The following is a 12,960-nucleotide window of genomic DNA, read 5'->3' on the forward strand; positions in this document are numbered from 1 at the left end:
GTGCCTCCCGCGCCTAACTGCGACGCTTCCGCGAAAAGATCTTCACCAGCTTTCCGATCGGGTCGTAGTACTCGTCAACCACGCGTTCCTTGAGCGGGATGATCGCGTTGTCCGTGATCGTGATCCCCTCCGGACACACCTTGGTGCAGCACTTGGTGATGTTGCAGTAGCCGATTCCGTCGGCTTCCTTGAGCTCCGGCACACGGTCCGCCACGTCGAGCGGGTGCATCTCCAACGCCGCAACGTACACGAGGAAGCGCGGGCCGATGAATTCGTCCTGCTTCTGGTGCTCGCGCAGCACGTGGCATACGTCCTGGCACAGAAAGCACTCGATGCATTTCCGGAATTCCTGCACGCGATCCACGTCGCTCTGCTGCATGCGCCACGTGCCGTCGGGCGCGTCGGGCGGGCGAGGCGTGAAGCGCTGGATCCGCTTCTTCACGCGGAAATTCCACGAGACGTCCGTCACCAGATCCTTGATCCGCGGGAAGGTGTGCATCGGCTCGATCGTGACCGGCTTGTCGAGCGGCAGATCATTGAGCCGCGTCATGCACATGAGCCGCGGCTTTCCGTTGATCTCGGCCGAGCACGAGCCGCACTTACCTGCCTTACAGTTCCATCGTACGGCAAGATCGTTCGCTTGCTCGGCTTGTATCTGGTGGACGGCGTCGAGCACCACCATACCCGGGGTGATGTCTGTCGTGTAGTCGCGAAATGCGCCGCCGTTCGCGTCGCCGCGCCACACCCTGAACGTGGCGGGTCGCGCGGCCGGCGCGGATGGTTGCGGCGCGGTGGTCGCTGCGACGCTCTTCTCGACTGTCGTCGTGGCCATACTCGATACCTCCGATCAGCCCATCTCGGCGATCACGGCGCGCAGCTCTTCGGGCATCGCCGCGATCGGCTCGCGACTCAGCGCCATGCTGCCGTCCTTCGCCTTGCGGATCACGATGTTGAAGGAGCTGTAGTTCGTGTCTTTTGCCGGGAAGTCGTCGCGGAAATGGCCGCCGCGGCTCTCGCGCCGCTCGAGCGCCGATCGGGTGATGGCTTCGGCGATCGTCAGCAGGTTGCGCAGATCGAGCGCCGTGTGCCATCCGGGATTGTACTCGCGATTGCCGTCGACGCTCACGCGTTGGGCGAGCGTCCGGAGCTCGTCGATTTTGCCTAACGCCCGACGCATGTCGTCTTCGCGGCGGACGATGCCCACGAGGTCCTGCATCGTTTGCTGGAGCGCGTGCTGGATCTGATACGGGCCGTCCCCCGTCTGGCGGTCGAACGGCTCGAGGGCGCGGCGCGCGGCGGACGCGGCTTCGCTCTCGTCGACGGCCGCCGCACCATGGTCGCGCGCGAACGCGGCTGCGTGCTCGCCCGCGCGCTTGCCGAACACCAACAGGTCGGAGAGCGAGTTGCCGCCTAACCGGTTGGCCCCGTGCAGACCGGCCGCGCATTCGCCGGCGGCGAACAGGCCGGGCACGGTCGACATCTGTGTGTCGCCGTCGACGCGGATGCCGCCCATCACGTAGTGCGTGGTCGGGCCGACTTCCATCGGCTCCTTCGTAATGTCGATGTCCGCGAGCTGCTTGAACTGATGATACATGCTCGGCAGCTTCTTCTTGATGTGCTCGGCTGCGTTAGGCAGGCGTTCCGCGATCCAGGCGATGTCGAGGTAGACGCCGCCGTGCGGGCTGCCGCGGCCCTCGCGCACTTCCCGCATGATGCAACGCGCGACGTGGTCGCGCGTGAGCAATTCCGGCGGACGCTTGGCCGACTTGTCTCCCTGCGTGTACCGCCAGCCCTCGTCGGGGTCGGTCGCCGTCTGCGCGCGATAGTTCTCGGGTACGTCGTCGAACATGAAGCGCCGACCCTCGCTGTTGCGCAGCACGCCGCCCTCGCCCCGCACACCTTCCGTGACGAGAATCCCCCGCACGCTCGGCGGCCACACCATGCCCGTGGGATGAAATTGCACGAACTCCATGTCCTGCAGCGCAGCGCCGGCGTGATACGCGAGCGACTGGCCGTCGCCCGTGTATTCCCAACTGTTGCTCGTGATCCGAAACGCGCGGCCGATGCCGCCCGTAGCCAACACGATCGCCTTGGCGCGAAACAAGCGAAATCGTCCGCGCTCGCGATCGTACCCGAACGCCCCCGCCACGCGGTCGCCATCCTTGAGCAGCGCCAGCACCGTGTGCTCCATGTGCACGTCGATGCCCAGATGGATCGCATGATCTTGCAGCGTGCGGATCATCTCGAGTCCCGTCCGGTCTCCCACGTGGGCGAGCCGCGGATACTTGTGGCCGCCGAAGTTGCGCTGGAGAATGCGGCCGTCCGGCGTGCGGTCGAACAGCGCGCCCCACGCTTCGAGCTCGCGCACGCGCGCGGGCGCTTCCTTGGCGTGCAGCTCCGCCATGCGCCAGTTGTTGATGTACTGGCCGCCGCGCATCGTGTCGCTGAAGTGCACCTTCCAGTTGTCCCGGTCGTCGACGTTGCCGAGCGATGCCGCGATCCCGCCCTCGGCCATCACCGTGTGCGCCTTGCCGAGCAGCGACTTGCAGACGACGCCGACGGTGAGGCCCGAGCCGCCACAGACCGCGGCAATCGCGGCGCGCAGGCCGGCGCCGCCGGCGCCGATCACCAGCACGTCGTGGGATACGGTGTCGTACTCAGCCATGCACCATTCGCCTAACGGAGATCACAAGAGGCGGAGATCGTGCAGCACGCCCATCGAGCACAGCCGCACGTACAGGTCGGTGAGGGCGACGCCGAAGAGACTCAACCAGGCCCAACGCATGTGCCAGCGGTTGAAGCAGCTGGCGCAGGCGTACGCCGTGCGCCGCACCGGACGGTTGGCGAGCCGGTCGAAACAGCCGCCCACAATGTGGCGCAGCGAGTGGCAGCCGAACGTGTAGCAGCTGAGCAGCACGACGTTGAGCGTCAGGACGAGCGTGCCGACGCCGATGCCAAAGTGCGTCTGACCGGTGGCCGGATCCCTGAACCACAGCGCATTCCATGCGTCGTGCGCCAGAATGACGAGGAAGATGAATGCGATGTAGAGAAAGTATCGATGGATGTTCTGCAGGATGAGCGGAAACGAGTGCTCGCCGAGGTACGTGTTTCGAGGCTCGCGAACCGTACACGATGGCGGATCGGCCCACATCGCCTTGTAATACGCGCCGCGATAGTAGTAGCACGTCACGCGAAAAAGACCCGGAAACGGCAGGATGATGAGCGCGGGCGAGAACGGCAGCCAGAAGGGCCACCATCCAGGCTTCGGCCCCAGCAGCGCGTGCGGCGAGCTGCCGAATATTTCAGGCGAATAGAACGGCGACAGATAGGGCCCGAATGTGTAGTGGGCGTTCTGGAATGCGGCCCACGTGGCATACACGACGAACGACGCCAACACGATGGCCACGACCGTCGGCTGCACCCACCAAGCGTCGCGTCGCATGGTGAGCGCCCGTTGCTGATCGACAACCGGGAGCTGCGCGTGGGCCATCGGGTTCCTCCGGGCCGAGCTGGTCGCGAGTCGCACATCGAGCGATCCGGCGGATCTCTCGATTCGGAGCGGATACTCCTACCCGGTCCGCCCACTGTCAATAGAGAATGCTCGCCCTTTTCACCCTTTGCCCCTGGCTGGTTTCGTCAGGGATCACTTGCGTAACGCTGACATACCTGACAAGCCCGAGGCCGGGCCGCATCGTAGCTTGTCCATCGACCTCTTCGGCGACTGCGATCGATGCGTTCATTCGTTCGACTGCGTCAGACAGCGCGCCGCTTGCTGCGCGCGCCGGGCTTCACCGTGTCGGCGACGTTGACGCTCATGCTCGGCATCGGAGGGACCACGGCGGTGTTCACCGTGGTGAACGGCGTGCTGTTGCGTCCGCTGCCTTACGCGCACGCGGACCGGTTGGTGGATCTCTCGCATACGCTGGCGGTTTCGGGTATCGCGCACGTCGACCAATCAGATGCGACGTATCTCGTGTATCGCGCCGGGAACCGCGTCTTTACGGACGTCGGCGCTTACGAGGCGACGTCGGCGAACGTAGTTCCCTCGACGGCATCGGGCCTCGGTACCGGGGAAGCCGAGCGGGTTCCGGCGGCCGTGATGACCGCTGGTGTGTTTCGGGTGCTCGGCGTCGGACCGCACGCCGGGCGCGAGTTGAGCGATGCCGACGTCGCGCCTGGTGCGGCGCCGGTGGTGCTCATCGGCGAGTCGTTGTGGAGGCGGAAGTTCGGCGGCGATCCGTCGGTCATCGGGCGCCAGGTGCTGGTGGATGGCGTCGAGCGCACGATCGTCGGCGTCATGCCGCGCGCGTTCCATTTTCCGGAGCCGGCGACGGCGCTCTGGATTCCGTTAGTCATCGATCCGGCGCACACGGCATCGGCGGCGTTCGACTTCCGCGGCATCGCCCGGTTGCGCGACGGCGTGACGATCGCCGCGGCGCAATCCGATGTGCAGCGGTTGCTGCCGACGGTGCCGGTGGTGTATCCGGGGCGGCTGACGGTGGATGCGATCCGGGTGACGCACATGCAGGCGGTGGTGCGCCCGATGCGCGATGTGGTGGTCGGGGACGTGGGCCGGGTGTTGTGGGTCGTGCTCGGCGCGGCGGTGGTGTTGCTGGCCATTGCGTGCGCGAACGTCGCCAACCTGTTCCTGGCCCGCGCCGAGGGGCGCCAGCGTGAGTTGGCGGTGCGGCGTGCGTTAGGCGCCGGGCGCGCCAGCGTGTTGGGCCAGTTCCTGGGCGAGGCGGCGCTCATCGCGGCGCTCGGCACTGCGTTGGGCATTGGATGCGCGCTGGCGGCGCTGCGGGCGCTGGCGGCGGCGGGCGCGGCGCGCAGCGTGCCTCGGTTAGGCGACGTGCGCGTGGACGCGGCCGTCGTCGCGGTCGCGGTCGCCGCCGCGGCGCTGGCCGCGTTCCTGGTGAGTCTCGTTCCGCTCGCCCGGGCGCGCGCGCTGTCGCTCTCGGCCATTCTCGGTGCCACCGGCTCGAGCGCCAGCGGTGGACGTGCGCGCTCCGGCGCCCGCCGCGCCTTGGTGATCGCGCAGGTGGCGCTGGCGCTCGTGCTCCTGGCGGGCGCCGGCCTGCTCGCGCGCAGTTTCGCTGCGCTGCGCGCGGTGGATCCGGGCTTCGTGCCGGAGCACGCGCTGACGTTCCGCATCGCGATGCCTAACGTCGAGTATCCGGCGGCCGCCGACGTCGCGCGCCTGGTGTCGCAGCTCTCGGACTCGCTCGATGCGCTGCCCGGCGTTCGCGCCGCCGGCGTCGTGACCAAGCTGCCGTTGTCCGACGAAAGCAGCCAGGATAGCGCCGTCTTCGTCGAAGACCACCCGCTCAAGCCCGGCACCATTCCCGGCATCCACCCCATGGCGTTCGTCACGCCCGACTACTTCCGCGCCATGGGGATTCCGCTCGCGGCCGGCCGCACGTTCGACCGCATCGACCCATCGATGGATCCCGCGAAGCGCCCGCGCGAAGTCGTGGTGAGCCAGGCGTTCGCCCAACGATACTGGAGCGGCGCGTCACCGATCGGACGGCGCATTCGGATGACGATCTCCGACCCGTGGTCGACGATCGTCGGCGTGGTCGGAAGCGTGCACGACGCCGGACTCGACCAACCGCCGGCCGAAACCGTGTACATGCCGGCATTCACGCTCAATGCCGCCGGGAAGGCATGGGCGCCGCGCGATGTGGCTTTCGTGGTGCGCACGACCGGCGATGCAACGGGAGTGATTGGATCGGTGCGCCGGATCATGAGCGAGGTCGCGCCGGCCCTGCCGATCTATGCCGTGGCGCCGATGACCGCGCTCGTCACGCGCGCCGAAGCGCGCACGACGTTCACGCTGACGATTCTTGGCATCGCGGCCGTCATTGCGATGGGCATCGGCGCGGTGGGGATTTACGGCGTGATCGCCTACCTGGTGAGCCTGCGCACGCGCGAGATCGGCGTGCGGTTGGCGTTAGGCGCGCAGCCGGCGCAGGTGCGCCGCCTGATCGCGGGCCATGCGCTGGCCGACGCGGCGATCGGCATCGTCGCGGGACTGGTCGGCGCGGTGGTGCTCACCCGCGTGCTCGGCTCGGTGCTGTTCGGGGTGAGCCCCACCGATCCGGTTGCGTTAGGCGGAGCGGCGCTGCTCCTGATCGCGACCGCCGTCGCCGCGAGCTGGATCCCGGCGCGGCGCGCGGCCGCTCTCGAGCCATCGATTGCGTTGCGGGTGGAGTGACCGGGTGTCCGGGTCGAGCGGAGGCGCCGGATGATGACGCTGGTGGTGTTGGCCTTTCTGGGCGGCGTGCTCACCATCGCCAGCCCGTGCATCCTGCCGGTGGTGCCGCTCGTGATGACGCGCACCGGCCGGTCGCTGCGCCGTGACATCCTCCCCATGCTGGCCGGCATGGCGGTCACGTTCGCGGCGGCGGCATCGATCGCGACCGCGAGCGCGGCGTGGCTGATACGGGCGAGCATCGTCGGCCGCTGGATCGCGCTGGCCCTGCTCGCGCTGGTCGGGGCGAGCCTGCTCTTTCCACGGGTGGCCGACGCGCTGGCGGCGCTGCCGGTTCGGTTAGGCGCGCGGCTCGATCGCGCGGCCGGCTCCCTGGTGCCCGGCGTCGCCGGCAACGCCGTGATCGGCGCGGCGGTTGCGCTGCTGTGGGCGCCGTGCGCCGGCCCGATCCTCGGGCTCGTCGTCGCGATCACGGCCGCCGGCGGATGGAGCGCGCGCTCGGCGTCGCTCTATCTCGCGTTTGCCGCGGGCGCCGCATTGTCGCTGGCGGTGGTGCTGTTCGCCGGCGCTCGGCTGCTCGAGCGGCTGCGGCGCGGCGCCGGCGTGGACCGATGGGTCCGTCGTGCGTTAGGCGCAGCCGCGATGGCCGTCGTCGTGCTGCTCGCGTCGGGCCGCGACTCGGCGCTCTTCGCGCGAGCGGGCGTCTCGACCGCGCCGGCGGAAGCGCGGCTCGTCGCCCTCGTGCGTGACGGCGCCACGCCAGGCAGCAGCCGGCCCGGTGTGGACTCGTCCGTCGTGGCGCGGCCGGCGTCGTTGCCGTCGTTGACGGCGCAGGGCTCGTTCCCCGGATTTGCCGGCGGCGGCCCGTGGATCAACTCGACCGCTCTCACGCCGGCATCGCTGCGCGGCAAGGTGGTGATGGTCGATTTCTGGACCTTCCTCTGCGACAACTGCCTCAATGCGCTGCCGCACGTCGAAGCGCTGGCGAAGAAGTACCACGATCGGGGATTGGTTGTGGTGGGCGTGCATACGCCCGAGTTCCTGGCCGAGCACGATGAAGCGAGCGTGCGCGACGAGGTGAAGCGGTTGGGCATCGCGTATCCCGTGGTGATGGACAACGACTACGCCATCTGGCGAGCGTTCAACAATCAGTACTGGCCCGCCGCATTTTTCATCGACAAGGCCGGGAAGATTCGCTACCACCACTTCGGCGAAGGCGCGTACGACACGCAGGACCGCGTGGTGGCGCAGCTCCTGTCCGAGCCTGCGCCGTAAACCGGCCGCCGGCAACCGTCGGGCACGTTCCGTCTCCCTCCTCCGTTTATGTTTGACGGACCCGTTTTCCGGCGGCCTCGCGCCGGGCGCGGGCGATTGACCCATCACGCGACAGGAGACGGGCTGGGCTGTGACTGCGCCATCACGTGCATCCGGAGCCGCCGTCACCGCCGCCTCATTGGCGGCGAACGACGCGGCCGATGCGGAGCTCAACAAGCACCGCTGGCTGATTCTGTTAGGCCTGATCACGGCCGCGATCATGGAGGTGCTGGACACCACGATCGTCAACGTTGCGCTGCCGCAGATGGCCGGCAACCTCGGTGCGACGTTCGACGAAATCGGATGGGTCGCCACGGCGTACATCCTCTCGAACGTCATCGTGCTGCCGATGACGGCGTTCTTCACGGCGCGGTTCGGTCGTCGCAACTATCTCACGGCGTCGATCGCCATCTTCGCGTTCGCGTCGTTCATGTGCGGCACGTCGCACAGCCTGACGGAGCTGGTGTTGTGGCGGATCATGCAGGGCGCGGGCGGCGCGGCGCTCCTGTCCACCGCGCAGGCGACGCTGCGGCAGGTCTTTCCGCGCGAGCAGCAGGGCATGGTGCAGGCGCTCTTCATCCTCGGCATCATCGTCGCGCCGACCGTCGGGCCGACGTTGGGCGGATGGATCACCGACAACTACAACTGGAACTGGATTTTCTTCATCAACATTCCCATTGCGGCGGCGTCGACGTTCCTGGTGACGGGCTTTCTGCACGACCCGCCGTGGATGACGCGGCGCAAAGAAGACATCGATTGGTTGGGCATCGGTCTCCTCACCGTCGGGTTGGGCACGCTGCAGTACGTGCTCGAAGAAGGCCGCCGCGACGACTGGTTTCAGGATCCGTTGATCATCCGACTGGCGATCGTGGCTGCCGTCGCGCTGTCGGGCATGCTCTGGTGGGAATTATCAAAGCGCAACAAGCACCCGGTGATCGAGTTTCACGTGCTGAAAAACCGCGAGCTCAGTGCGTCGATCTTCCTGTTCCTTGCACTCGGCTTCGGTCTGTACGGAGGCGTGTTCATCTTTCCGTTGTTCACGCAGACGATTCTCAACTTCACACCCACCGAGACGGGTCTCGCACTCCTGCCCGGCGGTATCGCCACGGCTGTGGCGGCCGTGATCTGCGGCCGTCTGTTGAACGGCGCCAAGCCGTTGGTCGATGGCCGTATTCTGATCGTGATCGGCGTGTGCGTGTTCCTGGTGTCGATGTGGCAGTTAGGCCATTTGACGACGGCGGCGGGCGAGCCCGATGCACGCGCGGCGCTCATCATCCGCGGCTTCGGCCTGGGCCTGCTCTTCACGCCGATCAACAACTCGGCGTACGGCAGTCTGGATCCCAAGACGGCGCAGCAGGCCTCGGGGCTGATCAATCTGGCGCGCCAACTCGGCGGCTCGTTCGGGATTGCGGCACTGAGCACGTACGTCGACAAGCACACGCAACTGCACCGCGTGGATCTCGTGTCGAACATCTACGCCGGCAATCCCGCGTTAGTCGCGCGCCAGCACCTGCTCACCCAGGGCTTCATGGCGCACGGCTACACGCCACTCGAGGCTGCGCACGCGGCGATGGGTGCGATCGACCAGCTGGTGATGCGCCAGGCGGCGATGCTCAGCTACAACGATGCCTGGATGCTGATCATGATGGCCTTCATCATCGCGTCGCCGGCGATCATCCTGCTGCGGAAGCCGAAGGGCGGCGGCGCCGGGGCCGCGGCGCACTGAGCGCGGTCGTCCGTCGCCTAACGCAATCTACCACGACTCGTCGGCGGTCGGCCCGTACATCGAGGGCAGCGGCACGTCGTTCAGCCGCAGGTACACGGTGAGCTGGCCGCGGTGGTGGACGATGTGATTGAGGTGCTGGCGCACGACGATGCGCCGCGGCATGGTGAAGAGCACCTGGTCGCCGTGCACGAGCGACCAGGGCGCGTCGAGGTCGCGATCGGTGGTCGCCGCCAGCGCTTCGTGCGCATCGTGCACCCCGCGGTCGAACTGCGCGAGGAGCGCCTCGGTGTTCTCGAGGCTGTAGCCCGGGGCGGCGCCGAGGTCGAGCTTCGTGTCGCGCAGCATCGGCACGAGCCAGCCGGGCATCCGTGCCACCAACTGTGAAAGATGGCCTAACGAAAACGATTTCTGGTGCGGCTTCCACGCGCCGCGATCGCTCGGCACCCGCTCGAGCAGTTTCCGGGTGGGCGGCATCTCCCCATCGAACTCCGCCAGGAATTCTTGCGCTACGCTCATGACCTGCTCCGCACTCAGGGATGATCTCGCAGTCTGTACTCGAATCGATATGAATGCTTGCCGCCGCTGATGTCGATCTGCATGGTTCCGGAGATGCCGGCCAGGCCGTCGGTCCCTGAGTCCGGCACAACCGAGATGCGGAGGTCCGGCGCACCCCGCGTCATTGTCGCTACATGGTAGAGCGCGAATGACCCGCTGTGGCCGTCGAGCGCACCTGTGACGCGCTCGATGGCGACGTATGCCGCCGACCCGGATACGGCCGTCCCGGCGGAGAGCATTTCGCCGATTGAAGTAGCCTCGAGGTCGCCGCGGTATGTCTTGTCGAGGGACATGCGGGCAATGCGCGATCCCGGGGCCTGGTCGTAGGGCGTGAGAGGCTTGACCGACACCTCGAACGGCCCGGCGGCGATGGTCGACATATAGATGAGTGGCTCCAGATGGGTGCGGGCAGCGTCGGGCCTTCGTGGGTCATGCCCACACTCTAGGCGCACGCGTCATCCGATGCAATTTAGTGGGCTTGGCGCCGCGCCCGGCCGTCACAGCAGTTTCACGATTGCCGTCGCCAAGCCCACCAGTTTTTTGTCGTCAGTCGGTTGGATGCTGAGCATGAAATGCGTTTTCCCTTTCAATACGTGTAGCCAGTTTCCTGTGTCATCCGGATTTTGCCAATAGGTGGAGTCGCCGACGGCCGGCGCCGGCTTTGACTTGTCAGCCAGGTAGACCGCGATCTTGTTGAAGGCTTCCTTGGCTTCGGCCGAAGACGCCTCCTGGTACACAAGGAAGTCGACGGTGGTCTCGTGACCTCGCGCAAAGGGAGGCTTGGAAGAGAATACGCAGCGCATGCCCGTCGCGCCGGCATAGGCAGGCACCGCCGGGGATGCGACCGGCTGATCATTGAATTTCTCGCCGAACGCGCTGTCGAGCAGCGATATCGGGATCACAGCGCACCCGCTCGGTGCCGGCGCGTGGCGCACGTGCGCTTCAGCCGGCGAGAGTCGAAGGGACGCCAAGAATAGTACTGCTATCACGGCTACTGCCGGTCGCAACGTCATATCGTTTCCTCCAAAAAGGACTCCTTACTGCACGCGGATCGGCACTCTGGCCAGCAAGTTCCGCTGGCCGCCGTTCCGCCGGATCTCCAGTCGGAGGTTCCCCGGGTGCTCCGGCACGTACTCGAAGTCGTACGTCTCGCCAATCCCGATGTACTGGCTCGCCAGTCGCAGCTGCCGCTCGGCCTCCGGAAAATCGAAGCCGTCCTTGGCTAACGGTCGCCACCGAACGGTCATCGTGTCGGTGACCCCCCGCAGCGAGCTGTCGGGCCGCGCCGTGAGCGCGGCGATCGGCGCAGTATTCACCGTTGACAGATTGAGGAAGCGAAGGCGCGCCGGCCGCCCAACGTGAAGAAGAATGGTGTCGGGGTTTGCTGTGCCGTTGATTTCGAACGGGTGCTCGACCGGACCGTTGAACACGGTCAACGTTCCGTTGATGCCCTTGAGAAAGAAGACATAGTCGTCCGCCGGCGGCGCCGTCCCGGAGTCACGAACGATCAGCGCTCCCTCGAGTCCGCCGATCTCGGCGCGCAACTCGTCCATGTGAACGTGATACATGAACGTGCCGGACCGCGGCGGCGTGAAGCGCGCGTCGAATGAATCGCTCGGCGCGATCTCCGGCGATCGGTGACCGCTCTCTCCGCTGAACCCCATCACCCCGTCCATGTAGCTGTCCTGGAGCTCGATGCCGTGCCAGTGCACGCTGGTGGGCTCGTTCAATCGATTGACGATCATGATCGAGACCGGCGCGCCGCGCGCGAGATCGAGTTCGGGACTCATGTCCGACTTCGATTCGACACGATGCCCATTCTCCTCGAGCACGAAGTGCATCGACGGTATCGCGCTGGCCGTGCCGTTCGCGCCGCCCAACGGAGTTTCTTCGGCGATGAGGCGCAGATGCCGAACGGGCGAGGGCGGCGCGCTCGCGGCCTGAGCGCCGGGATGTTGGCCAACGGTTATGCCTAACACGAGGCCGACCATGCCCAGCATGTGCGGATCGTTTGGCTCCGCCGACGTCGAATCGGGCTCGAGGTGGACCGCGAGATGGCAATGAAAGATCCAGCTGCCTGGCCGGTCCGGCGACCAGGACATGGCCATCGCCGTGTATGGCGGCAGGAGCTGGGTCACGACCATCTCGCCCGGCGTGGGCCGGCTCAAGTTGCTCTGGCCCGAGAAGTCGTCGATCCGGAAGTAGAAGCCGTGCAGATGCATCGGGTGCGGAAGAAACGAGGCATTGATGACCCGCCAGTGCAGCGAGTCGCCGACCGTTGCGTTGATGCGCTCCGTGTTAGGCCAGGAACGACCGTTGATCGTGTAGATCAACCGCCCGACCGGCGCGCCCGGTTGCGATGGACCCTGCACGGTGTCACGGAACGCGTTGAGGGTCGAGTCTTGCGTCGCCATGATGACGAAGACGCGGTCATCTGCCGCGCGCGAGCCCGATGTATCGACCACGATCGCTCCGGTCAGGAGCCCGGTGACGCCGGTTCCCTGGCTCGCTTTGTCAGGCATCAGCGCGCGATACATATAGTTTCCGGGCACGGTCGCGTGCAGCGTGAGCATGCCGGTCGCTTTTGGCGCGATGACCACCGAGTCTCCCCGTTTGGGCGCTTTCGGGTCCCCGCGGATCGCGGACGGCACGAGAAACGTGAGCGGCGCCGCGAACGAATTGCGCACTGAGATCCGAATCTCCGTTCCCGCTGCCACGCGAATGAGGGGGCCAGGGACGAGCGGTGCCTTCCCATTTTCGGAGAACGCCGCGATGGCCACCGGTGGTCGATGCGGTCCGTCGCGCCACCACCTGGCCTGGCCCGCTTCGAGCGAGACCGTGAGGACGCCGTCGCGCAGAAGTCCGGCGCGCTCGACGTTCGGGTTGGGCCGCACGACGGGCGGCACAGCGTAATGAGCCACGTGGGCAGACAGGACTAGCGTGCCCAGGAGCAGTATCGCGGAACGAGGCGACATAGGAGGCATGGTGACGGTTAGGAACGAGATGCTACCGCCGCGCATCACGCCACCGTCACTCCACCGTCACCTGCCCGTGTGCATCCACTGAGTGCCAGTATGCGGCCTGCCATGGCCTCCCGCGTACATATATTTGGCTGATCAGTTCGCCACCTGCATTCCGGCTTCCCGAGGTC

At 66.7% G+C, this 12,960-nt stretch carries 10 protein-coding genes; 3 read left to right on the top strand and 7 right to left on the bottom strand.

What is annotated here, in order from left to right; genetic code table 11:
- Positions 1-13: 13 nt before the first annotated feature.
- Genes VFW04_12805 through VFW04_12815 form a run of 3 tightly spaced genes read right to left on the bottom strand, consistent with a single transcriptional unit; the run spans position 14 to position 3,490 of the window.
- Positions 14-832 (bottom strand): succinate dehydrogenase/fumarate reductase iron-sulfur subunit, encoded by an 819-nt coding sequence (locus VFW04_12805; GenBank protein HEX5180205.1) that lies wholly within the window; start codon positions 830-832, stop codon positions 14-16.
- Positions 833-847: 15 nt separating this feature from the next.
- Positions 848-2,665 (bottom strand): fumarate reductase/succinate dehydrogenase flavoprotein subunit, encoded by a 1,818-nt coding sequence (locus VFW04_12810; GenBank protein ID HEX5180206.1) that lies wholly within the window; start codon positions 2,663-2,665, stop codon positions 848-850.
- Positions 2,666-2,686: 21 nt separating this feature from the next.
- The gene (locus VFW04_12815) at positions 2,687-3,490 is read right to left on the bottom strand and encodes a hypothetical protein (GenBank protein ID HEX5180207.1); all 804 of its coding nucleotides are present in this window, start codon (positions 3,488-3,490) and stop codon (positions 2,687-2,689) included.
- 240 nt (positions 3,491-3,730) lie between these two features.
- Between VFW04_12815 and VFW04_12820 the strand changes: the two genes are divergently transcribed.
- From VFW04_12820 to VFW04_12830, 3 genes are all read left to right on the top strand, one after another.
- The gene (locus tag VFW04_12820) at positions 3,731-6,217 is read left to right on the top strand and encodes an ABC transporter permease (protein ID HEX5180208.1); all 2,487 of its coding nucleotides are present in this window, start codon (positions 3,731-3,733) and stop codon (positions 6,215-6,217) included.
- A gap of 30 nt (positions 6,218-6,247) precedes the next feature.
- The gene (locus VFW04_12825; GenBank protein HEX5180209.1) at positions 6,248-7,489 is read left to right on the top strand and encodes a cytochrome c biogenesis protein/redoxin; all 1,242 of its coding nucleotides are present in this window, start codon (positions 6,248-6,250) and stop codon (positions 7,487-7,489) included.
- 130 nt (positions 7,490-7,619) lie between these two features.
- Entirely contained in the window at positions 7,620-9,254 is a 1,635-nt protein-coding gene (locus tag VFW04_12830; protein ID HEX5180210.1) for an MDR family MFS transporter, read from the top strand.
- A gap of 27 nt (positions 9,255-9,281) precedes the next feature.
- Here VFW04_12830 and VFW04_12835 read toward each other — a convergent pair whose 3' ends face one another.
- The 4 genes from VFW04_12835 to VFW04_12850 form a co-directional block, all read right to left on the bottom strand.
- Positions 9,282-9,770, bottom strand: a complete 489-nt coding sequence (locus VFW04_12835; protein ID HEX5180211.1) for a DinB family protein — start codon at positions 9,768-9,770, stop codon at positions 9,282-9,284.
- Positions 9,771-9,784: 14 nt separating this feature from the next.
- A complete protein-coding gene (locus VFW04_12840) occupies positions 9,785-10,189 on the bottom strand; it encodes a DUF3224 domain-containing protein (protein HEX5180212.1) in 405 nt (134 codons plus the stop codon).
- A 117-nt stretch (positions 10,190-10,306) separates the two neighbouring features.
- Entirely contained in the window at positions 10,307-10,711 is a 405-nt protein-coding gene (locus VFW04_12845; protein HEX5180213.1) for a hypothetical protein, read from the bottom strand.
- A 135-nt stretch (positions 10,712-10,846) separates the two neighbouring features.
- Positions 10,847-12,715, bottom strand: a complete 1,869-nt coding sequence (locus tag VFW04_12850; protein ID HEX5180214.1) for a multicopper oxidase domain-containing protein — start codon at positions 12,713-12,715, stop codon at positions 10,847-10,849.
- Positions 12,716-12,960: the final 245 nt, after the last annotated feature.

The organism is Gemmatimonadaceae bacterium (genome assembly GCA_036273715.1).
Taxonomy (GTDB): domain Bacteria; phylum Gemmatimonadota; class Gemmatimonadetes; order Gemmatimonadales; family Gemmatimonadaceae; genus JADGGM01.